Below are 25,091 nucleotides of genomic sequence, written 5' to 3'. Positions count from 1 at the left end.
TCATAAAGCAAAATCGCCGCTTATATTGCGGCGGTTTTGCTTTATGAGCAGATCAATATTTCTTTTCACCGTTGATGACTACATTCTTTAGAACGAAGTTCTTTATATAATCGGTATGAATAATTGCTTTCTGAGCTTCAATATTCAGGTTCTCAAATGTAAAATCCGATAATCTGTATTGATCCGAATTGCTTACATTAAAAAGAGTATTACACTTAAAATTGATATTACGCATGGTTACATGGCTCGAATAAGAGAGAGGTATCTCGGTTTGTCCTTTCAGATCAAAAAACTGTGTCCACGGTTGTATAAATAAAAAGTTAGAAGCATTTCCTGTAATGTCTTCAACTAGAATGTACTCATAATTTTGAGGAGTGTCAGGACGCATTTTTAGCCATAGCAAACGCTTTGCATTATCTACACGGGTTCGCCTGAGTATGATATTACGGTTGTGAATCGATTCACTACCCAAAGTTAGAGCACCATGACAAAAACCGTAAACGCAGTCTTCAATAATAATGTTTCGGTTACTTCCATTGTTTTCGTCTTTGTCGGCAAGAGGGCCTTTTCCGCCTTTCAACGCTACCGCATCGTCATTGACCGACATGTAGCAGTTTTTGATAAGTACATTGGTGCATACATCCAGATCAACAGCATCTGAGCTGGGAGCTTTTACCGGTTCGGAAGGAGAATATATATAAAGATTCAAGAGCTTTACATTCTCACATTTGTAGATATGCGTAGTCCAGAAAGGCGAGTTTATCAATCTTACTCCCGAAAGCTGCACATCCTTGCTATTGGATATATAAACTAAACGGGGACGCAATTCATCCATATTTGTACACTTTGGATTCACCTCTCTACGTAGCCAGAAAGATTGCCAGTAACGTAAACCATTTCCATTGATTGTGCCTTTGCCCGATATTGTGAACCCGTCCACTTTATCGGCATTAACAAGGGCGGCAAAATACTTTAATGTTTGTCCTTCCATACGAGTATTGACAATTGCAAAGTTGCTGATATCATCGCTGCCTTTGAGTGTTGCTCCCTCTTCGAGGTGTAGATGTGTGTTGGGCTTGAAAAACAGAGAGCCACTCAGGAAAGTTCCCTTGGGAATAACGAGTACTCCTCCTCCCGATTGTGACGCCTTATCAATAACTGCTTGTATCTTTTCGGTTTGTACAATGGTACTATCGTTAAGCACACCAAAATCGGTAATCACAAAGCTTTTACCCAATGCCTTTATATTTGTCTCCTGCACTTGTCGAAACCAATCGGGAACAGGTGTCCCATCGGGAAATAAGTCTTGTTTCTGTGCAATTGCATTCGTTTGAAAGATAAGCGAAAATATGAATGCTAATAATATCAGATTGTTTCTTTTCATAGTAAGTTGAAGATTTTAAGATTACAAACATATCAATTAACTTTTGTAGTGTGACTGTTCGTGTTGCGAAAAAGACTACTGAAAATGATCAATTGTATATTGTTTCTGCTATCCTCATAAATCGAAATCGGGATACCTATTAGCTAAGCATCCCGATTTTGATAGTTTAATATACAGATACTTCATCTAAGAAGAACCATGCCGGAAAACCAACACCGTAATGCCATGGCGGACAAAGTCCGATTGATTCTATCTTTACTTTGATATAGCGAGCCTGTATCTTTTGATCCGATTGAATAGGGATATTTACATACTTCACTTCCGTGTCGCGATCTTCGGGAATATCTTTGTGTCCCATCAATATAAAGTTTTCGTTATCAACCGAGGTTTTACAAGTAACGCTTTTAGGCAACAAGATCCATGCACCTAATTGATGTAGAAAATCGAACTCTACGGTTTCTATTTCTTTTACTTGTCCAAGATCAATTACAAATTCGGCATCTTTATCGATCCATCCCACCCAGCTTTCGTTATAAGTTGCACCGCCATACAAACCATCGGTTAAGGCAGTATCTCCAATTTTATCGTAAGGAGAGGATGGAGGAGTTATGTATATTATTTTCGCATTGTGTGCCAGGCTCTTTCGCTCCTTAGGTAAGTTACGTTGTTCATACAAAGTACAATAATCTTCGATTGTATTATTACGTTCGTTGAGGTATATCACATTCAGATCTTTAGCAGTATTTCTAAATGCGTTCAGTTTACTTTTAAGTTCGTTTACATTATCTATAGGAGCTGTGCGTGCGATCTCTAATTCTGCATACTGAAGAGGTAAGAGAGCCTCTTTTACTCGATTCAAATATTCTGGATTATCGGCAACAGCCTTTTCGGCATCATCGAAAAGTTGTTTATACCTTTTCATCATGGGTGCATTAAGCATCCCGTTTTTGTGAGTAATGGGAGTATCATATATCCAAAGAGGTTTGTTACTACCTATCAATGCACCCTCACGTAATTTCAAATACTGATATAAATACGGAGCAGCAGCTTCTCCGTAATAATCGTTCAGAAAAGATTTGATTATAGCCTCTGTGTCAGCCTCCGTATTCCACAAAAGTTTAGCAACCAGATACGAACGTAATTCCGAAAAGTCGGTTCCTTTTACACCTCCTATTTGAGAAAAGTGCATGGTTGCATTATTCTTCTTGAAGAGTTGCATATTGGGTTGCAGGATATGGAAATTAGGAAACGGCGAAACATAGTTGTCGAAGTTGATACCGTAATCCCATACAAAGATATTATCCGAGATTTTAGACCAGCCCTCCATGTCTCTCACAAATGTTTGCCCCGATGTATTTTCGGGTAAAGTAACCTCCCGGTAGCAATCGATATCGCAAAGCATAATATTTACATTGGGCAACGGCTTGATATACTTGGGTGGAGCAACCGAATACAGGTAAGCCAGTGTCGAAAATTCTTTATCGGGGAAACGTTCCGCTAACTTATTCAGGAAGTAAACCAGAGTTCCCGAAGGACTGCCTTCTCTTTCGTCGATCGCTTTGCAGTTATCGCATTGGCAATGATTCTGGCTATCGTTTTGACTTACGGAAATAATTTTCTTATCAGGATTAGCCTTGAAAATGGAATCTATCTGAATCACCACTTTTTCCAATACATCGGGATTGGTCAAACACCATTGACTAGCTGTTCCGGGACGGCGTTCACCATTGATAAAAGCGTAATATTCGGGGTTCGATTTGCCATATTTCGCAGCGGGAAGAATACTATTGAAGGTATGTACCCAAAGATTACCTGCAAAGACTTCTTTAGGTTCTTCCAAACGATGCCATAATTTATAGATCGGGTCTTTTATACTATATGCTTGGGTTTGACGGTAACGAAAAGAGGGGTTGTCAATCTTATGGATTGTGTCGGGCAGTACCATATTTTTAGAAGGAGTATACTTAGGCAAGTTTTCGGCATAGTACCGAACACCTAAATAATCCTCCAATAATGTGACAGCTCCATAGATTGTACCGTTTCCTGTTCCTCCGACAATGTGTACATATCCGTCTTGTGTCGATAAGAAGAAACCGTCTTCTTTTATCTGCGATCGATCGAGGTTTTTAATCGGTAGCTGAAAATCTCCGATAAGGATATCCCCCTTTTTTATTTTCGAATCACTTCCAAGTATAGTTATTTCTGCACCCGATATTCTTTTTACAAAATCTTGTATCAGATTGGCTGCTTTCAGGTTGGTACTGTCTTTTTTATCAACAATAATCCGTATTTGCGATTTACCATCTTTTACTATTGACAGTTGTGCCGAAATAGTAAAAGGTATAAAGAATAATAGAAATAAGAATATTTTATTTTTCATGTTCATGGTATTAAGGATTTGGTCTATCCAATTCTACGAAAGGTAACATTGGTAACAAAAGGTAATCGCTAAGGTTACAAAGGTGACTACTGTGTGTAACTTTTGAGTGTTAGGCAATTGTTTGATTATTAGATATGTATGTCTAAAAAGGTTACAAAGGTTACAAAAGTGACACTTTTTGAGGCTTTTCTTTTTTCTATCCTGTTACTTTTAGCATAACTCCTTATGCCTTTAATAAATAGATAAAACGAAAAGCCTGTTGAGTAATTTATTTTGAGATTTTAATTAACAACCAATTCGTCAACGAATAAAAAGCCTCCGTTATTTTTAGCAAAGACTTTGATATAACGTGCCTGCTTATTCTCTAGTCCTCCTACAAAATCCTGGAAGATTAAACGGTCATATTCTTTGGGAACAGTACTTTCTACTCTAAAAGCTTTCTCAAAATTTACACCGTCATTCGAAAGAGAAACTTCCACGTATTTGGGAATATATACTCCGGGGCCTGTAAGTTGCATAAAGTTGGCACTTAGCGAGTTTAGCTGTACTATACTGCCCATGTCTATAACTACATCCATATTCGATGTGAAACCTTGCCAACGTCCATCACCATATGTCAAACTACCACTGTAACCATCCGTAAGAGCTGTTTCTCCTCCTGCGGGATACGATTGCCATTTGGTATTATAGGTCACTTTTTTACCTACTGCCCGATGATAACCCGATTTTCTTTTTAAAATAGGTTTCTGAATTTGGTCATCTACAAAGACAGCAGCGTTGATATGGGCTATACGATCAATAGTAAAAGGACTTGTGTAAATAGCCGATTCATTGGTCGGCTCTGTTCCATCGAGTGTATATCGGATGACAGGATTATTTAATTCGGACTCAAATTTTACCTCCACAAGTTTATTTACAGTATCTACTTTTTCTGTCATCTCTATCTCAAACGAAGGTCTGTGATAATTCACATCCAATAGATCTAATCTGGGATACTGATTTGCCATACGTGCTTTAAAATCGTCCCAGTTTCTGCTTTCTTTGCTCGACCATAAAGTTTCAGCTAAGGCAATAGCCCGTGGAAATGCCATGTATTCAACACGTTTAAAATCGGTCATATATTCTGTCCAGATATTTCCCTGTCCACCCAGATAAAATGGAGCCAGAGAATCATTAGCAGGAGTAACTTCAAAAGAATATACCTTTTGTAAAGGCAGGTATCCCCCGATGGTTTTGGGTTCGGTAGTGGGGTCAGCCTGATAGCTGTCGAAATAGCAGTGGCTGCCCGGAGTCATTATTACATGGTTGCCATGACGTGCGGCAACTTCTCCCTTTTCTTTGCCTCTCCACACCATTACGGTAGCATCAGAAGCCAGTCCGCCATCAATAATTTCGTCCCATCCGATAAGGCTTCTGTTTCTCGATGTAACGTGTTTCGATATGCGTTTGATAAAATAGCTTTGCAATTCGTCTACATCTTTCAGGTTTTCATCCACAATGCGTTGTTGACATTTAGGGCATTTTTTCCATGACTTTTTTCCTGCCTCATCTCCTCCAATATGGATATAGTGAGATGGAAATATATCTATAACTTCATCGAGTACATTATTCAGGAAGGTAAAAGAATCATCGTTCCCCGCACAAAAGTCACTGTCAACATAAGGTTTACCCGAGCATGAAAGATTCGGATAAGCTACGAATACCTCTTCTGAATGTCCCGGCATTTCTATTTCCGGTATTACCGTAATGTATTTAGAAGCCGCATACGCCACTATCTCTCTGGCATCATCCTGAGTATAGTAGCCTCCATGAGCATTATCCGCACCTTCATCAGCATACTTTCTTTCGCCACCCCAGAAATCATTGTAGTTGGCTTGAGTTCTGAATGCGGTTTTTTGTGTCAAAAGAGGATATTGTTTTATTTCTAAACGCCATCCTGCCGCATCGGTCAGATGCCAATGAAAGCGGTTAAACTTATACATGGCAATCAGATCAATAAATTTTTTGACCTCTTCTTTTGTGTAAAAATGTCGCGATACATCCAGATGCATTCCCCGGTACGAGAATCGAGGGTTATCTTTAATCTGAACCGATTGAAGAGAAAATTTACCTCCTTCTACAGGAATCATCTGAAGTAAACTTTGTATTCCGTAGAATATTCCTGCAGGTTTAAGAGCTTCAATGATAATACGGTTTTTATCTATATTCAATTCATAGGACTCCTCTCCTTGACCCTTACCTAAATGAAGGATAAGTGCATTCTTGGTTTTCGGTTTTCCTTTTGTGACTTTAACGGGAGATTTAGTGATATTAGTAAGAACATCAGCCAGATAATCGGCAGTTGCTTTTAATTCCTCGTTATCGTTGGTAATAATAATTTTAGTTTTCTTATTCCATTTAAACTCTCCTTTACCCAATTCTAGGCTATTGGGTTGAGGGATTATCTGAATAGAGTTATTCATAGTCTGAGCATTTCCCACAAAAGAGAAAAGGCTCAGAAAGAGTATCAGAATACAGGTTAAACGATTGGTACTAGTCATAAGATCAGGTTTTATTTTAGTTTATCAGGTTGTAAGGTATTGGTATTGTAGGCGATTAGCTCTTTATGTATATCGAAAGTAGTTAATCCCACCAAAGGTATATTCCATTTTCCTTTTTGATGAAGTGTTTCAGTTCATCCATCGTTCCTACACCTTGCTCTACAACATCGGGGCAGAAATCATATACTTCTTTAGCAAGTTGCTCTACATCTTTGACTGGATGTTCGAAGTTAAACAAAACCCAATCAAAAGAGACTCCGACAATCCTTACCGGATTCTCTTTACCCCATTCTTCGAGTTTGTTTATTACATCTTGATTGGTATGATCGTAGTTGATTCCGTTGGTTCCACGCCATCTTAGAATATCCATTTCGTCGTTACTCTTTATCGCTCCGAGATAGAACTTGTGGTCATCATCATCGAAGTAAAACAACTGATAGCCTTTTTCCTTGAAATGGTCTTTCTCCTTTAAAACGAACTTATAACCATCATCTTTGTTTTTGAGGAGAGAACAGAATCCCGAATACGATGCTTCGTTTTCATCATTATCTATATCCGGAAATTGATTGGATACAGGAGAACCAGTGTATGCACTCATTTTCTCTTGAATAGATTCTTGCGACTTTCCATTTTCGGAGTTTTTACAAGAAAGGCAAATAATGCAAAGAAGTAATGCAGCTAGACGAATACTATTTTTCATATGTTTACAAATCAAATTTACCAATAAAATTACTCATGCCCATTATCAATAATTGGTATAGAGCATCGTTAAATACAGTCATTTCTTTTTTATTTACAGGATATCCACCAAGCATCAATGCTTGCACATACATAATATGTACTACGGAATTGAATAGTGTTTCATCTTCAATGGCAATCAAATTCTGTACAATCTCGTTGTCCTTGTTGAAACACAGGGTAGGCATATTGTCCTCTTTCTTGATGAAGTTATGTAATGTGGCTGCAAAAGGATTTCCCGAATTAGATAGATTCTGGATATTCTTATTGCTCATAGCCTCATCATTGGCCACGTATATGGCAGGCGTGTCAATCGGATCGAATTGTTTCAATTGAGCTTTGCAATACTGACCTTTAAGCAGTTCATTTGCTCTCGTTTCAAATTGCTGATATCGCTCGTCATCCGACACAACTACATCCGAAAGCGTATCGAGGATATCTTGCGGTGTGATTTTTTCGAGACGGGTGTCAGGAAAAGCAATCTTTATCTTTTGAATCAAATCCACTTCAAATGAATAAGCGGCATTAATAACCGTTTTTCCCTGTGATCCGGCAATACGGCGGATCTGACGAAAATCGTCTAACGAAGGGGTATAATAAACAATGTCATTATATGTTTTAATAGACAAAAATGTCATGTGTCCTTTATTTGTTTCGAAAGGAATATAGTCTATAAACATTTTCAGTAGTTCACGATCTTCAACCGCTAATGCTTTGATAAAGATATGGTGTATATTGATGATCTCACTAAGCTTTTTGATATCACTCAGCATCAATACTTTCAAATAGTCTTTGAAACAGTTGCTAAGTTCTTTTTTAGCCTCCTTCATAACATCGTCATCCATCAGAGATTCTCGTGATGCAGTCGGGCGAAGGTCATTTGTATTGATTATACATTTCACGAAAGACGTCCATTCGGGTAACAAGTTGTTAGCTTGTTCGCACAGGTACATTCTCTTGAGGTATATTTTATGCTGTTTCGCTCCTGAAAACTGAACCTTGTAGGGCATAATGTAAGCAACGCCATCAATCTCTCCTTTTTCGGAGTGCAGATAAAAAGCATCCAAAAAGTTGATGTTGAATGTTTTCCGACCATATTCCATCAGTTCTTCTTTTGAGCTTTCTTTGTTGAGCCATACAGGATCTTTGTCAACCAGTACCTCTGTGCCTTCGTCGGTGATGAAGTTAATGGTAATAGGCAACGCATTTCCGAACTGAAGAACATTCTTTTTCAGCTCTTCTTTTTCGAATAACGGAAGCCATTCTTTTTTTGGTGATAATATAACTCTTGTTCCTGCATTCTCGATATTATCAATCGTTTCGACAGTATATGTACCATCGGCTTTCCCTCTCCAGCATACCGATTTATCTTTCAATAGCGAACGGGTTTCAACTACAATTTCGTGACTTACGACTAGACACGATAACATACCGATACCAAATTTTCCGATGAAGTCTTTTTCATTAAAATCGCCACGCTTAGAGCTTTGCCCGATAACAGAAAGAAATTGATGTACCTCTTCTTCCGTTAAGCCGATTCCGTTATCTTCGAATATAAGTTGAGGAGTATCATTTACTTTATTCAGGTAAATGTTTATGATGCCTTTATGATTCTCGTCAATCGATCTTCTTGCTGTATTGGCATCGATACCATTTTGAAGAAGTTCTCTTACAAATACGTTTGGAGCACTGTAAATATGTTCTGACAATAATTCGATCATCCCTTTCAAATTCACTTGAAAGAGGTATTTATTTTCGTTGTTTTCTTCCATTATTTATTTTTTGTTGTAATCCATTCAGGTAAAGTGAGATTCATTAAGACTTAAAAGATTACAATCGTACATTGCAAATTTAAACAATAATTGGATACTGTTTTTCAACAGTACCCAATTTTAGATGTATTCGAAATGTTAATTAAGTTATACACGATATTTTATCGATCTATAAGATAAATAAAAAGGTTTGCGATCTCTTATCTTTTTCGACGTTCTCTTTTTCCGGTTAGTTTCTGAGCTTGCTCGTTTCCGTTATCGGCAGCTTTCTGATACCAGTACATCGCCTGTACTTCGTCTTCGGCTACACCTTTTCCTGTTAAGTAGCAGTTACCCAGTTCAAACTGAGCATAGTCGTGATCTTCTTCAGCTATTTTAGTCAACATTTGTATGGCTTGTTGCTGATCCATACTGACACCTTCGCCGTTTAATAACATCATTGCCGTTTCATATTGAGCATTGTAGTTTCCGTTTTGTCCTGCATCAGACAACCAGCGATAAGCATCCGTGAGGTTTTCGGTTGTACCACGGCCGTATCTATAACATAATCCTAAGCGATATTTTGCAGCAGTATAGTTATCATTAGCAGCCAATGTATAGTATTTGAAAGCTTCGGTTTCATTTTCCTCAACTCCTAATCCATATTCATAACAAACTCCGAGACCTTCAGAAATCACGTTTTGCTCTTCTGCAAACTTGAAGTATCCGAATGCTTTATCATATTCGGTTTCGCCACCTCCCATATTGTACAGGTAGTATTCTCCCAACATAAGTGCAGCATAAGGATAACCTTGTTCGTAGGCTTTTGTATACCATTCGATAGCCTTATTCAGATCTGTTTCAACTAATCCATAGTAATAATACGATCCCAGTTTATATTGAGCATAAGTATATCCCATTTCGGCAGCTCTGGACATATAATGCAAAATTTTAGTTGCATCGAATTCTAAACCTCCATATTCTTGCTCATAGCTGATGGCCAATTCGGTAAGCCCTGGAGCACTATTTGCTTCGGCGGCCTGATTGAAGAATTTAAGAGCCTCTTCGGGGTTTTCGGGTATTCCTACTGCATATTTATAGTAACGTCCCAAGTGATACATGGCATCGGGAATACCTGCTGCGGCTGCAATCATATAATTATTGAATGCTTCGGCTGTATTCGCTTCACCTAATATACCATCTTCGTAATATACCGCCATTTTGGTGTTGGCATACGAGTAGTTATTTGCCGCCGCCTCTCGATATAGGTCAAATGCTTTTTGGTAATCTTGTTCTACACCGAAACCGGTTTCGTAGCAAAAAGCGAGTTCTATACGAGCGTAATCCGATCCCATTTCGATGGCTCTCGTCAGGTATTTAACAGCTTTTTCTGCTGCTACTTCATCTTCGCCACCAACACCTACACGATAATAGTTACCTGCTAATTCGATACTGTATAAATGGTTTCTTTCGGCTCCCAGCTCAAATAATTCTAGAGCTTTCTTATAGTCGGGTTCAGTAACAAACTCTGCATTTTGATAACCTAAGCCTAAACGGTAAGGGGCATATTCGTTACCCATGTCCATGGCTTTTTCGAGAAGTTGTTTAGCTTCATCTATATTTGTAGGTAATATTTCGGTTTCCAATATCAGATATGCTCTTTCGGCTAAACCTCTAGGACTTCCGTCTTCAATAGCCTGATCTAGATAAGCTAAGCCTTTCTGTATATCTTTTAGGTTTTCGTTGTATAAATAAATACAAGCTAATTCGAATGACGATTCAGGGTAACAATATAATGCAGCTTTTTCGTGCCACAGAATAGCTTTTTCGATGGATGTATTTTCATCATTTCCAAAGCTATAATACTGTCCTAAGAAATTAGCAGCATATACCGTGTGATAGCTGTATGCACTTTCGAGAAGTCTGATTCCTTCATTTTTATCTGCATTCTCTATTCTTCCGTTCAGATAATTCATTCCCAAAAGGTATTCACAGTAATGACCTCCCACTGCTATTCCTTTTTTCATAACTTCGACAGCTTTATCCAGATCGTTTTCTTTTCTCAGATAAAAATCAGCCAAAAGATGATACGGTTTACGGCTTACAGGATCTGTCTTCTCTATATATTCGTTTATACGTTGAAGCAGTATACTTTGATTGAGATTAGTATCATAGAAGTCAATGTACAATAAAAGCATCTGTGCCGACTCATAACCTAATTCAATAGAACGTTCTACCAGTTTACGGCCTTCTTCTTTATTTTCTTTGCCGTATTCAGGCAGACCTAAATATACCCCATATCCATAATCGCCTAATGAAGCGGGATCTTCGGCTTTAACACCTTCTTTTAGATATTCTATCTTCTTTTCTAAATCGCGGTATCCCCTGCGAGCCGATCCGTATAGATCGGCTTGTTCGCAATAACCTCTTGTATGACCTATTTTAATAAAACGGTCATTGATGTCTTTATTCAAGTTGAACCAATACCTATAATCAGTGTCGTTATATTCCATCGATACATATTTGTTCCAGTTACGGGTATATATCTGACGGTAAAGTTCTTTGATCGTATTATCGACTTTGTTCTCTTGTAGAGCAATATCACAAATAGCTAAAGCATCCAGCCACTCATTTTTATCCGTATAATTATCTTTATCGATATAACTTTGAGCAACAGTGGATATTTCAGAAAGATTGCTTCTGTGATTATTCAATAGACCTTTATATTGATCTTCTATACTTCCCTGTGATGAAGCTTCCGTTCGTGCAATCTGCTCTTTGCTTGCTCCGTTATCTTTATTTTTTCTTTTGAAGAATCCGAACATATTTGTTTTATTTTAAATTTTTATTGTTTTAAATTTTATATTTTACCATTGAATAGGTGTTAGACCTTTTGAGATCAGGTAGTCATTGATTTGACTAAAATGTTTATTCCCGAAAAAGCCTCTGTGTGCCGATAGGGGAGAAGGGTGTACCGATTTTAAAATGAGATGTTTATTGCTGTCTATAAATGCTGCTTTCTTTTGAGCATAAGATCCCCATAATAGAAATACAATATTTTCTCTCTCATCTGCCAGTTTCTTAATGGCTGCATCAGTAAAATTCTCCCATCCTTTATTTTGGTGCGAGCCTGCCTGATGAGCTTGTACTGTCAACGTAGCATTGAGTAGCAGAACTCCCTGATCTGCCCATCGTGTCAGATTTCCTGATTTGGGAATCGGAATACCTAAATCGGTATTTATTTCTTTGAATATATTGATCAATGAAGGAGGAAACTGTATGCCATCGTTTACCGAAAACGACAGCCCATGTGCCTGCCCGTCGTTATGGTATGGATCTTGCCCCAGAATTACTACCTTTACTTTATCAAAAGGAGTGTGTTCAAAAGCATTGAAGATTAGTTTAGCAGGAGGAAATATTTGTTTTGTTTGATACTCATTCCTTATGAAATTGGTGAGATTTATAAAATAATCCTTTTCAAACTCGTTTTGTAATTGTTTTTTCCAAGATTCTTCAATTTTAACATCCATAGTTGTGTGATATTTTTGATGACATTGACAAAGATATAAATAATAGGATAAATATAAACTAGGCTTTTATGTCAATAATGGATGCCAATAATTAATTTAGTGTGTTTAAAAAGATAGAATCCTGTAAATAGTAAATCGAATTCTAAATATTTTTATACTTTTGCAAACGAATTGCAGAATGGTCCCGTAGTTTAATGGATAAAACGTAGGATTCCGGTTCCTATGATGGGGGTTCGATTCCCTTCGGGATCACATTTGGATATAAAAGGAGAAAGGCTTTACAATTGTAAAGCCTTTCTCCTTTTTGTGTAATAATATTTAGTTATTGAATTGCACCTTCATTAGCCGTAGTAGGCCAATATGGATTCTGATATATCGGCGAACTGTCTACAGAGCCATTTGCCGTAATTAGAAAATGCTGTATGGCTATCGGATAAAGATAATGTGCCATTGCCCACTTGCATCCACCTTGTTTTAAAACTAAAGAGTTCGGATTTATTTCCTGAGGTCTTAGGTAAATACTTTGATCGGGAGCACTCACATTAGCGTCTACCACTCCATATTTTAGGATTGAAACACCTTTATCATCCACATACCAGGCTTTCATCGGTCCCCAGAGTTTCATGCCTTCGAGGTGATAGGGTTTGGTTATTAATTGGTCTAAAGATCTCCATCTTCTTAAATCTGCCATTCTTAATCCCTCAGCCATCAGTTCAGAGCGGCGTTCTCTTCGAATATTGTAGAGAGTAGGCGAAATAAGTTGTCCGGCAGAGTATGCACCCCAATCGTTGAGAGCTTCTTTATTCATATCGGTAGCCGCAATCGTTACATTGAAGTCATTGTTAACCTTGGCACGGTCTCTTAAATTTTTCCAATATTGAGTAGCAGTTTCATCCAGAGAATTGTTTCTTTCATAATTGGCTTCAATATAATTTAAACAGGCTTCGGCCGATCTGAATATAATAGATCCTGTGTAACATCCACCATTATCGGTCAATTGAGTACCATCGAAAGTACCGCCCTTGCGAATAGCATACCCTGTACCATAGCCCACTTCGGCATTAGATGAGGTAATATTAGGATAAGCTTCAACAGGGTTGGCACGACTAGCATTCTCTGTATTGAATAATAAATTTTTTTGTTTTGGTTCTTTTAAAAATAACCATAAACGTCCGTCTCTGTTTTTTCTAACATCAGCAATGTAATTGTCGCCTGCATATCTTGTGGGATCCGCATATATAGGCTTTCCGTTATCCAAAAGAAAATTGTCTACATACCCTCTTGTTAAACCATTTACATATCCGCCTGTCTGTGCAGCAATGGGCACATTATGTGTGATGCCTAACCCCCTGTCGTATTGTTTCCATAGAATAACTTCCGAATAACCTTTCAAATCTGTAGCGGCAAACATATTGAGGTATGGGTTTTCGCGGTCGGATACTGTTTGTTGAAGAATTCCGTTGTTATTTACCAGAGGGAATTTATCTGCTAGGATTTTAGAGGCATCCATACATTGTTGAAAAAAGTCATTCATTACCTCACTGTAATTGGCAATAGTATAGTTTTTGTTATACTCTTTCGAAGCACCGGGCCAGCCCGATCCGCCTGGAACGAAAGCTGTTCCCTGAAAATATTTCATCCATGTTCCTTCATACAAAGCCACTCTCGATTTAAGCATATAGGCAGCATATTTCGATATGCGGTTTTTTCTTCCACCATCGGGGTCGTCTTTCAATAAAGAAATAGCCTTATCTAAGTCTGCAAGAATGAATTTAGCGACCTCTGTTCGGGGTTGTCTTTTACTGGCTTCTATAAGTGGGTTCATCTCGTTGGGAAGAGGCTCGGTTACAATCGGAAAGTCGCCGACTCTTTGTAATTTCTTGAAATATTCAAATGCCCTGAAGAAATAAACCTCTCCAAAAGACTGATCTATATTTACTCTCGTTCCGGTTATTTTGCCTGCATCGAGTTTTTCTTGTGCATATTTCAAAAAATAATTACACTTGTAGATAAATTCAAATGCCCATTCACCTCCGGTCTGATCGACTCTCCATTCTCCGGGTATAAAGTGATTAGCCGAAGTTTTATTATTCATATTATCGGTATTGTTATCTAGTCCGAATGTTCCGAAACTCCAGTTGCCATGTACCTCAAATTCCTGATCGTTTCCGTTGTTCCATTTATTACGGGGAGCATATAGGTTATTAACATAGGACTCGAGTTGCGATTCCGACTCGAAAAATATTTCGGGTGGAATGGTCGACATGGGAGTCTGGTTCAGATCATCTGTACAAGCAAAAAATAATGTAGATACAATTATACCGGCACAAAGCTTTGTTATATAGTTATACAGTTTCATGAGTAATCAAATTAAAAATTAATATTTAAACCAAATGCTAACACTTTAGACAAAGGGTACACATTTCCACTATTGCCCCATCCGCCATCAACCGTTTCGGGATCGAACATCTCTGCCATATCTGTTTTTGTCCATAAGTTTTCGCCCGAAACATATACTCTGAGTTTGGCAATATGAAGTTTCTTTGATATATTATTTGGTAATGTATAGCCCAATTGGAGATTCTTTAAGCGTATATACGAAGCATCTTGTAAATAGCCGGTTTGTCTTTTTGTATTTTTACTCGAATTAAACAGAGGTCTTGGATAATACGAATTGAGGTTTACGGCATTCACCCCGTTTACTACCGAGTTGGTATTTTCGTCTCTGAAATAGTCCTGATGTTGTGTAAATCCAGTTGACCACCACATACCGCTACCACCTGTATCTGTTTGTTTATCTCCTCCACCGTAAGCACCCCAGAAGAAATAATTGCCGTTCCAAAAATCACGCTTTAAGATTCCCTGAAAGAATGCTCGCATATCGAAACCTTTCCAGTCTGCTGTAAATTCGAATCCAAACTGATAACGAGGAGTGGTATTTCCTATAACTTTAAGATCTCCGTGGTCTTCCAACGTATTACTGCCGTTATTGATTTTACCATCACCATTGAGGTCTTTATACATAATATCACCTGCTCCCCACTGATTTCCAAGAGCATCTTGCCCTCCATTAGTTAGAGTAGCCAAATGTGCATCCATTTCAGCTTGAGTTTTAGCTATTCCTATCGTTTCATACCCCCATAGTTCGCCCATATTACGTCCGGCATTGTAAGTTCCCAGACTACCTGTGAGATTCGGATATCTTTTAATCTTGGTCTGATAATCAGCCAATGTAAATCTTATACCATAACCCAAACCACTTTTTAGTCGGTCTTGCCATGCAATCAACAGTTCAAATCCCTTGTCTTCTAAATCTGTATTATTGGCTTTGGGTACACCAACACCCAGAATTGCAGGTCTTTCGGGTGCAGGTCCTAACATATCTCTAGTTTCGCGGACGAAATAATCAAAAGACCCGGTTAATCTGTTATTAAATAATCCAAAATCGAGACCGATGTTTGTTGTTCTAATCTTCTCCCATGTAAGATATTGGTTAATAAGAGTAAACGGTGCCCATGATACATTGGGTTTAATTCCATTTTGCATCCATGCACCTTCCGAGGCTTTTACTGTCATGGCAGCATAAGTAGGATACCAGTTATCGGTATTCTGATTAGCCAGTTGGCCGTATGACCCCCTTATTTTTAATGTTCCCACAACATCCTGTAATGGTTTCCAGAAATTTTCTTGAGCTATATTCCATCCTAAAGAAAATGATGGAGACCAAACCCAACGGTTACCGCTTCTATATCTCGAAGAACCGTCATTCCTTAAATTAAATTCAGCTAAATATCGACCTTGATAATCATAATTGATACGGGTAAAATATCCGAAAGTGCTCCAACGTTGTCTTGATCCGTTCACCGAAGGTACCACAGGCCTGCCGTCGTAGTCCGTTCCGCTGGTTCCATCTATTTCGTTAATTCCCGGTACTAAGATTCCATCTCTTTGCAGTCCGAATTTAGTTTGCTTCATTTTTTCCGACTGAACACCAAGCATACCTTTGAAATTATGATTCTTGTTCAGCGTATAAATATATTCGGTATAGAGATTAACTCCCATTTGATTTTCTTTCAAATGATCTTCATGCACATTGGAGTTTTTCGACCAAACAAATGGATTACCCTCAACGTCATGCATATAAGTTACCTGCTTATCCCAATGGCGGTTTGCATTTTTTATAGAGTAATTTATTTCTGCAAAAGTTTTCCAATTTTTAATTGGTTCAAATACAAATTGGATTTGTTGGTAAAGATTGTCGGTTTCTGTTTTGTCGTTTCCTTCATCTCTCAAAGCTAAAGCCGTTCTCTGCATTAAGAATCCATTCGGATCATATAAAGGTAGGGTAGGCCACGACTGACGCCCTAAATCTCCGAATAGGTTATCGGTCATTGCTGATGGACGATTATATTTATCGCGGATAAATCGGTTGCTATAATTAACTCTAGCCCAGGTAGCAGCATCGAATCCAACCTTTGCTGTGGCTGCATATCTGTCGTAAGTATCCTGATTGAATCGCATAAGCCCATCCTGTGCCAATATATTGAACGATGTGTAATAGGTTACTTTCTCGTTACCGCCACTGATACTCAGATTATGTTCCTGTCCCATAGATCGGGAGCGGAAAATTTCTTTATAATAATCTCTATTGTCATTACCACCTGTGTTATTTACTCCATTCGGGTCAAAACCTTCTTCCCATCGGTTGTTATTCCTGTTTTGCACCGTCGATGTTGTTATTTCCCCTTTTTGAAATGCTAAAATATTTGCAAGCCATGCATCTCCAAAATGAGCGGTGCCTCCACCATTTAAGGCTGCATCATTAAAATAATTTGCAAATGTATAGGAATCCATCATTTGGGGAAGCAGAAGAGGTTTGTTCCATCGGAAGCTGTTGTTGTAGTTTACAGAAGTCTTTCCTATAGTTCCCTTTTTTGTGGTAATCAGTATAACTCCGAAAGGAGCTCTTGATCCATAAATTGAGGACGAAGATGCATCTTTCAGAATCGAAATATTCTCGATGTCCTGAGGATTAAGCGCATTAATATCGCCTTCCATACCATCAATTAATATTAAAGGTGAGTTTGTCGAACCGTCTGCAATAGTACCTGTACCACGTATGTTGATCTTTGCACGTGATTCTAAACTACCGTTGTTTTGCGATATATTTAATCCGGGAACAAGTCCTTGCAGAGCCTGTGTTGCAAGCATTACCGGACGATCCTGAATATCCTTGGCATTAGCTATACCTACCGCTCCTGTCAGGTTTACCTTTTTTTGTGTTCCGAAACCTACCACTACCACCTCGTCCAGTAATTGTGTATCTTCGGATAATTTGATATTCAAATTACTTTGATTACCCACCTTTACGGTTTGTGTAATATACCCCATATAGATAACCCTTAAAGTAGAGTTTGTTGGTGTTTTCAATGAAAATCTACCATCTATATCAGTTACGGTACCTGTACTAGTACCTTCTAAAGTAACCGAAACACCAATCAGAGGTTCTCCGGTCTTAGAATCGGTGACCAGTCCTGTGATGCTTTTTTCCTGAGCAAATAAAGTCAGAGGAATAATGAGCATAAGTGTAAAAATGAAGGCAAAACGGTGCAGTATTTTCGCTTTATGCCTTCTCCGTAAAGTTTCATAATTGTTTTTTTTCATAATGGAATTAGATATTTGTAATATTTTACTTATTAAGATAAGGTAAAGCAAAGATGAGTATATCAAGACGATGCAACGGTGAGAAATAGGTCAAATAGGGACTAAAATTAATTCATTGTCAAAAAAACTTATAAAATGTTATTAGTTCTGTAATTTGAATCTTGCTTTTTACTGTTAATGGATGGGGTTGTCACAAAAAAAGGTTTCGAGAATTTAATTCTCGAAACCTTTTGGGCACTATTTAAGGAAGTTTATTTAGAAATTAATCTCTTACACATCGGACTAAACATCCTAGCGTACTAGCTACAGGAAATATAATGTATGTTCCACTGGCTATACTCATTATCTCGGTTGTACCCCCAAGAGGGTTAACATCACTGCCCCAATAATAACTGTTGAAACCTGCATCGGTTAGTGTTCCGGTTTCATCTCTCCGACCTCCGGCAGGAAAGAATAATCCGTTACCCGGATTTTCAAAAGTAGCATCATTAGCCTCTTCTTGCGTTGGAGCGAACCACACTCCGGGATAATCATAATCTGCCGATATTATTCGCCAACTTCTACCTGTAGAGTTGATCAACGCCTGAAGTTCGTCTCTTGTAGGAACTCTCCATCCTGTGGGGCATGGATCGTTTGCTTCTTCCCATAAGAATCCTGCTGCACCGGCAGAGGGCCATCCGGTAACTGTACCTGTGCTAGCCCATGCTGTATTCCGATTCCATTGATAAAATTTACCGATGCTTGTTTGGCTAGCAAAGGTATATGGCAAGTCTACATTTGTTTCAGCCCATATTACTCCGCCCGGTCCGGGTGCCGGACCTACTTTTACGGCTTTCTGAATGACGGTGATAAGTAACTTCAAAGCAGCCCCTTGGAGTAGAATATATCTTACTCTGTCAGTAGAATCTGCGCGGTTTACCTGAGTTGCAGTTACTAATATAGATGATCCGTCAGAGGCTTTATCGACCTGAAAATAGTCATCACTTAAACTCGATGACGGTGAGCCTTCGGGTAATCCTGTTCTATCAGCCCAAGTCATGTTGTAATTAGACAGGCTGGTCTGTATCAGGATATTGTATGATGAGTTTGCTTCTCCCGGCAAGGTTATATATGATTCTGACACTCCTAAATAATTGTTTAAATCGAACACCATATGTTTAACGTAATCGCTCCATAATACAACCCGTGCCTCCATGGAAGAAGATATATTGTTTGCAGCATCTTGAGGTGTTGAATATCCTTCACTTAAAACCGAAGTTATAGTAAACTCGTACCGATGGTTACGTAGAATCTGTCCAAATGGATGCCCTGATATCCCCGGATTCAGATCCAGTCTGTAGTATGTGATTGTATTACTTCCTCCGTAATACCCTCCAATTATAATACAGGTAGCATCATTTACCAGGTCACCGGATGCAGGAGTTGTAGATTCGGGTAAATATAATTGAGCAACCGACGATTCGGGTAAAGTTGCTATTGCTGATGTATTGATATTATAAGAAGTACCTATAGGTACACTTGGCTCTGTAACACTTGGTGTTGTGGTAGGGTTGTCAGGTATAAGTTGCATATTATTTGCAACACGAAAAGCTTGTATGCTGGCCAATTGAAAATTGGACGAAACAGCATTGGCTATAACATCTACCCGAGCCACAGCACGAAGCATTCTTATGCCGGTAATTGTATTGTCGTCTGTTGCCGATAAACCTGATGGAAACGAATAACTTCCCCACATCGATAGGTTTCCGTTTATTGGATTTGCTGAAATCGATTTAGTTAATCGATCCTTTACCGTTGATATATTATCACCTACCTGAGGCTCATTTGTATCTAATTCGGTATCGGAATTGGCTATAATGTATATGGTTGTTGGTTGATTACTTGATAATAAACGGGCTTTGAAGGTTGCACTATAAGTACCGCTGTTAGTAATACCTGTTCCTGTTACACGATACTGGTAAAGATCATTTTCGAAGACTAGTATTTGTACTTGATTTATTGTGCTTTCTGAATCAGTTTGACCTGATTTTAATATGTTTTTAGGAGGTGTGGCGTCAGTTGTAATAACGCTGAACTGTAAATAGGTGTCTGTTGAGTTCCCATTGTTTTTATTGGTTATATCCTCAGAACAGCCACATAATAAAGCGACAATTATAAATAAAAATAATTGTTGACTGTAGTGGTTTATATTTTGTAGAGATATTCTCTTCGTTTTCATATTGATTAGCTGTTATCTGCTTAATTATGTTCCAAGGTGATATATCTTAAGGAGTATACTCACCCGGTCGGCTTCTATTAATACATATCTTAAAACAGTGCTTGGTGAAGGATTGTTTGCCACAGCATTAACTGCAATAAGATTGCGTGTCTTAAGTACTCGTATTACTCCGTCATTAAGAACATCTGCTGGTTCTCCCAAAGGATTTCCTGCTGCGTCCGACCAACGTATTGTATAAATTGGTACATTAGTTGCAACCAATGAAAAACCGCTTGCATTTGGAGTAGCAATGCTTGGTATTGTTATTTCACGTGTTGATATTTGGAAGTAGTAAGTGTTTCCTCCTAGCCCTACGTTCGCACCTACATCCTCCCAATCCTGAATGGCAGCCTGAATATTAGTTGATCTATTTCTGGCAGCTTCTTCGGGAGTAGGCCATCCGGCAGCTGTAATATCAATAACATTGAATGTATAATGATGGTTTCTCAAGATTTGTCCCAAAGGATAACCTGCAATGTCTGGAGCAAAATCCAGCCGGTAATAAGTAATATCATCGCTGTTATTATATCTGCCGCCTACAACGACACAAGTAGCATCCGATGTTTGATTGGCAACAGAAGGAGCTGCCGATTCTGGCAAATACAACTGAGATTCGGATGTATTATTAGCTGTAATAATAGGATTCGTATTTATGGTTGTTGTACTGGTTGAGGGTATACTTGGTTCGGAAACAAGTAACGGGTTAGAGTAAGCATTAGGAGTAATTTGAAATTGGCTGTTAACCCTAAATGCCTGAATGCTCGTCATACTGAAAGAGCTTTCTACGTCTGCCACACTTATATCAACCCTTGCTATGGCTCTTAATATCTTCAGTTGTACAATATTATTATTAAGAGAACTTGATATTCCTGAGGGAAGAAGATATTCGCACCACATGGGAAAATTGGTACTAATACCTGTTGATGAAAATGATTGTATTATTTTTTGTTTTACCTGTGCTTCGGTTTCACCCACGAGAGGTGTATTATTTGAGATTGCATTATCAGAGTTTGCGATAATGTATATTTTAACCGGATTAGTTACTGTGTAAAGTGTTATATCGAACGACGTTGTCAAGGTGTCTACCGCATTAAGAGATGTTGCAGGTACACTATAGCTGTATTTATAGCCATCTCCATTGTCTATAAATATTAAAGTTTGTATTTCAGTTATTGCACTTTCCTCCGATGTTTGTTTCAGAAAAGATAAATTATTAGCATAAAATTGAACTTTTACATTGCTAAGATTAGTATCTATAGTTGTATCATCTTCGCTACACGAACTCAATATGCCCGCTAGTATAGCCAATATGGAAGAGACTAAGAGTAAGAATCTTACCTTAGAAACAGTTCCTGACCTATATTGACTGATTGATATCATTGATGCTCAATAATTTATTTTATTTATATATTTATGTATTACCATTCGAACCAATGGTATATGTCTTCCCAGTCTGTTACTATGATATTTACATTTAAAGATGCCCTTAAGTCTATCAGTACATTTGTCGTAACTCCTACTATGGGGACTATATTACTACCATCTTTGTTGTTGGTTTCTGCTGTAGCAATTAAGTTTTCGCCATTATATATTAAGATTGTCAGCCGACCGCCTTCGGGTAGAGGATACAGCGAAAAAGGTGATGAGATAAACTGTTTGCCGGAGGTATTAAACTCTCCATTTTGTTTGTATCTGATCGAATCACCAACCAATTCTCCCTTAAAGTTATAAGTGTCTTTGGATGCACCTTTAATGATAAAGTAATAATTATTGGGGTTTTGAAACTCCAAACCTTTTACCATTATATTGAGAAGGGCTGTCTTTCGTTGTATAGTTATGCTATCTTCTATCGTAATATCCGAACTGGCATTACTATTATTTTTTATATTGAGTATACCTTGAAATAAATCATCCGGATTTAAGGCGTAACCCTCTGCACTTCTTTTTAGTTGAACAAATACCTGATCTATAGAGGTACCAATTGTTAAAGAGTCAACTTGTTGGTTACCATTTAGATTACTCCATACCACAACCGTGAAGTTACTCGTTCCTTTGTGAAATATCTTTAGAGGAACTTTATTCTTAATGTCTTCACTTGTAACCGATATCTGTTCTATAAATCGTTGATTTCTGTCAAAAATATATACTTCCGCAGCTCCGGCTTCTCCGCTTGAGGTTATATCAACCCCTGTAGCATCAACAGCTTTTATCTGTAGAAAAAGTGTTGTATTACAGTTTGGAAAATCATCTTTAATACAAGATGATAGGCATAGGAGTAATATCAACAGTAATATACTGTATTTATATAAAGTGGTAATATGTGTGTATTTAGAGTATGACATTTTAGTTTGTCTTATGGAGCGTTTCTAGTTTTAATACAGTAGAGAGAACTAATTTTATGACTCTGTTCTCTCTACTTATATTCTAAACAATTACCATTCTACACTTTGAGTAGGTACAACCACCCAGTCTTGAGGCGTAATTGTTACAGTAAGTGTTGCCGGGTCGCTAGGCACCTCAGGATCGGGAGAGCCTGTTCCTAAACGGCGAAGAGTTATATCCAATGTATGTTGAGTATTGCGTGTGATAGCAGGAAGCCTGAAAGGGAAGTACATTACCTCACCATCATAAGTTCCTTCCAAAGTAAGTAATGTCCCATTATCTTCATCACTATTTACGTTGGCAAAAACATAAAAGAATCTTTCATCGAAATCGGTTGAGCTAATAGTTTCATATAAGTAACTTTTAATATTAGGGCTATGAACAGTCAACCCTTCGATTCCACTATAGAACGGAGTAGTAGTAACAACTGATGGTATGCCTACTGACGATAACGATTTAGCTTTAATTATAGCTACACCTGTAAGTGTAAATAACGCAGGATTTACTCCCGCAGCAGGATCAATGGTGATTTCTCCGAGTTTGATTTTGGCTACTATCCGGCTAATAGGAATAGTTATAGAATTTGTACCCACAGTAATAGACTGTAATGTTGCATCAGATTCACCACTCATAACCAAGCCGTTATTCAAGCTGCTAGTCTGATCATCCAGATTGATATAACTGGTTACTTCAGCAAGTTTACTGTAAGGATCTCCTTCTACAAGATCAGGAAAGGATGCCGGAGCATTGGCAACAACTACTATTTTTTTTGCACCTGTAGTCAAATCTTCTACCAATAGCGATAGACCGGACAAAGTTGTAGATGTTTCAGTCTTCTCTAATCTGTTATTTGCAAATATATATACTGTAAAAGAGTGTATAGTATTCTCTTCGGCTTGAGTAGGCGCACCTACATTACGAGCAGAAGTACCCCCGGTTCCCGAAAGAGTAACAATAAGGGATGCTTTGGTTTTAGATCCCGTAGAATTCTCGTCATCGTTGTTGCTGCAAGCAGAGCACAATAGTGCTACAATGCTTGTTAATAGAAAAAATCTTTTCATTATTGGTCTTGTTTTAAATTATTATACTCGTTGTTCTGTATTATCGAATTATATAGAGTTTCTTGATTTCTAACTGGTTTTGTATTTGATAATAATTTTTCCGCTTTATTGTATTTTCCTTGCATAATATATGAAGCAGCGGCATTTTTTCTAGTAATTGTATCATCGGGATATACATTGAGAGCTATTTCTAAGATTTCGAAAAATTCGGGACTTCCTTTACCGTAACTATCGGCTAATAAAAAAAGTTCTCTTCTGCTTAATTGATCAGGATGTTTCCTTATGATTTGTTTGCTTTCCTCTAAACTGAATGGAGGTAAAGTGTAGTTGATTACATAATTGACTCTTCGAAGCAGGGGGAAATATGTATTCAACATAAAACGATAGGGCTGACCTCCATCCAACTGCATTAATTTTTTCTCTCGACCATCCAGTATTTCGGTATCATTTATTATTGCTAAAACTTCTTGCTTCTTGTCCATATTGCCACTCTGGATAAGAGTAACCAATCCATCCCAATCTTCACCGACCCAACTCACATTAAAAAGAGAATAAGGAAGACTGTATTTTTGCTGAATGTAGGTCTGTAATGATTTAGCTCGTTGTTCGGATAGCCGTTTATTGAAATTGGCAGTTCCTTCTATAGACGCAAATCCAATTATGGATATATTTTGTATAGATACATTTTTGTCACTTGTTAATTCCTCCAAATTTGCATGTATTATAGCGAGTTCGGCTGCATTATCAGCAATAGAGGTATTTATGACGGATTTACCGACCTCAAATTTCAAATAAGCACTACCTTGCTTATACCTCTTTTTGATAGAGTCCGCCTCAGGTATGATAAAGGTGACTGCAGGTTCAATATTTTCCTGATTTAATGGTTCTATAGTCTCTAATGTCGGATTCTGAGCAACTAAGCGTTCATTTTTGCTGATAGCTTTACCACAACCCGGACAACTACTTTCTTGTATATAAAGATCCGAATTCCGCATCCACTCATCCAAGTAAACGGTAGTTGAGTATGATATAATTTGATTTCCTTGTGTTGATTTCTTGATAACTTCAAGTCCTTTTTTATTGATATCATCTAAAGTCCCAAAAGCTTTTTGTCTTAAGTATACCTTATGGCGAATTTTGCCATTAATAAGTAATGGTTTTAGGTCTAACTCTCTATCACTGTTTTTAATAACCGGAGTTATTACTAATTGCTCACGAGAAGATAACTGCAAATTAGAGAAGTTGAAATCAACGTCTATTCGTAAAGAATCACCTTCTTGTGTAAATTTCTTGACTTCGAAGCTTATATTATTATATTTCTCTTGGCTATAACCTGTATTATATACATAAATCAGGAGAAATGCAAGGATGTATATGTGTCGGCTGATTGGCATGTTATGTCGG

14 protein-coding genes and 1 tRNA gene are annotated in these 25,091 nt (G+C 37.9%); 1 reads left to right on the top strand and 14 read right to left on the bottom strand.

Annotation, left to right across the window (positions count from 1 at the left end; translation table 11 throughout):
* Window positions 1-52: 52 nt before the first annotated feature.
* The 7 genes from G7051_RS01925 to ung all read right to left on the bottom strand — a co-directional run bounded on the left by G7051_RS01925 (window position 53) and on the right by ung (window position 12,323).
* A complete protein-coding gene (locus G7051_RS01925; RefSeq protein ID WP_166198119.1) occupies window positions 53-1,384 on the bottom strand; it encodes a glycoside hydrolase family 28 protein in 1,332 nt (443 codons plus the stop codon).
* 166 nt (window positions 1,385-1,550) lie between these two features.
* Window positions 1,551-3,764: a DUF4838 domain-containing protein gene (locus tag G7051_RS01920; protein WP_166198117.1), complete on the bottom strand. Its 2,214-nt coding sequence runs from the start codon at window positions 3,762-3,764 to the stop codon at window positions 1,551-1,553.
* Between the two features lie 281 nt (window positions 3,765-4,045).
* Window positions 4,046-6,304 (bottom strand): family 20 glycosylhydrolase, encoded by a 2,259-nt coding sequence (locus G7051_RS01915; protein WP_166198115.1) that lies wholly within the window; start codon window positions 6,302-6,304, stop codon window positions 4,046-4,048.
* Window positions 6,305-6,386: 82 nt separating this feature from the next.
* On the bottom strand, window positions 6,387-7,004 hold the full coding sequence (locus G7051_RS01910; protein ID WP_166198114.1) for a DUF4253 domain-containing protein: 618 nt from the start codon (window positions 7,002-7,004) through the stop codon (window positions 6,387-6,389).
* Between the two features lie 4 nt (window positions 7,005-7,008).
* Window positions 7,009-8,814 (bottom strand): HSP90 family protein, encoded by a 1,806-nt coding sequence (locus tag G7051_RS01905; RefSeq protein ID WP_166198112.1) that lies wholly within the window; start codon window positions 8,812-8,814, stop codon window positions 7,009-7,011.
* A 200-nt stretch (window positions 8,815-9,014) separates the two neighbouring features.
* A complete protein-coding gene (locus G7051_RS01900) occupies window positions 9,015-11,618 on the bottom strand; it encodes a tetratricopeptide repeat protein (protein WP_166198110.1) in 2,604 nt (867 codons plus the stop codon).
* A gap of 42 nt (window positions 11,619-11,660) precedes the next feature.
* On the bottom strand, window positions 11,661-12,323 hold the full coding sequence (gene ung, locus G7051_RS01895; RefSeq protein ID WP_166198108.1) for a uracil-DNA glycosylase: 663 nt from the start codon (window positions 12,321-12,323) through the stop codon (window positions 11,661-11,663).
* 180 nt (window positions 12,324-12,503) lie between these two features.
* Here ung and G7051_RS01890 point away from each other — a divergent pair.
* Window positions 12,504-12,575, top strand: a tRNA-Arg gene (locus G7051_RS01890).
* 70 nt (window positions 12,576-12,645) lie between these two features.
* Here G7051_RS01890 and G7051_RS01885 read toward each other — a convergent pair.
* The 7 genes from G7051_RS01885 to G7051_RS01855 form a co-directional block, all read right to left on the bottom strand.
* Complete coding sequence (locus G7051_RS01885) at window positions 12,646-14,682, bottom strand: RagB/SusD family nutrient uptake outer membrane protein (protein ID WP_166198106.1); 2,037 nt, start codon at window positions 14,680-14,682, stop codon at window positions 12,646-12,648.
* Window positions 14,683-14,693: 11 nt separating this feature from the next.
* The gene (locus tag G7051_RS01880; protein ID WP_255493297.1) at window positions 14,694-17,987 is read right to left on the bottom strand and encodes a TonB-dependent receptor; all 3,294 of its coding nucleotides are present in this window, start codon (window positions 17,985-17,987) and stop codon (window positions 14,694-14,696) included.
* A gap of 262 nt (window positions 17,988-18,249) precedes the next feature.
* Window positions 18,250-20,205, bottom strand: a complete 1,956-nt coding sequence (locus G7051_RS01875) for an FISUMP domain-containing protein (protein WP_166198104.1) — start codon at window positions 20,203-20,205, stop codon at window positions 18,250-18,252.
* Between the two features lie 24 nt (window positions 20,206-20,229).
* Window positions 20,230-21,624, bottom strand: coding sequence for a hypothetical protein (locus tag G7051_RS01870; RefSeq protein ID WP_166198102.1), 1,395 nt, complete (start codon window positions 21,622-21,624; stop codon window positions 20,230-20,232).
* Between the two features lie 38 nt (window positions 21,625-21,662).
* Complete coding sequence (locus tag G7051_RS01865) at window positions 21,663-22,586, bottom strand: FimB/Mfa2 family fimbrial subunit (RefSeq protein ID WP_166198100.1); 924 nt, start codon at window positions 22,584-22,586, stop codon at window positions 21,663-21,665.
* 90 nt (window positions 22,587-22,676) lie between these two features.
* Window positions 22,677-23,687 (bottom strand): fimbrial protein, encoded by a 1,011-nt coding sequence (locus tag G7051_RS01860; RefSeq protein WP_166198098.1) that lies wholly within the window; start codon window positions 23,685-23,687, stop codon window positions 22,677-22,679.
* Entirely contained in the window at window positions 23,687-25,081 is a 1,395-nt protein-coding gene (locus G7051_RS01855; protein ID WP_166198096.1) for a DUF3868 domain-containing protein, read from the bottom strand. The genes G7051_RS01860 and G7051_RS01855 overlap by 1 nt, the downstream gene beginning before the upstream one ends.
* Between the last annotated feature and the right edge of the window lie 10 nt (window positions 25,082-25,091).

Origin of the sequence: Dysgonomonas sp. HDW5B, assembly GCF_011299335.1 — a bacterium.
Classification (GTDB): Bacteria; Bacteroidota; Bacteroidia; order Bacteroidales; family Dysgonomonadaceae; genus Dysgonomonas_A.
Note: the sequence above shows the minus strand (reverse complement) of the source record. Positions and strands in the feature narration are given on the sequence as shown.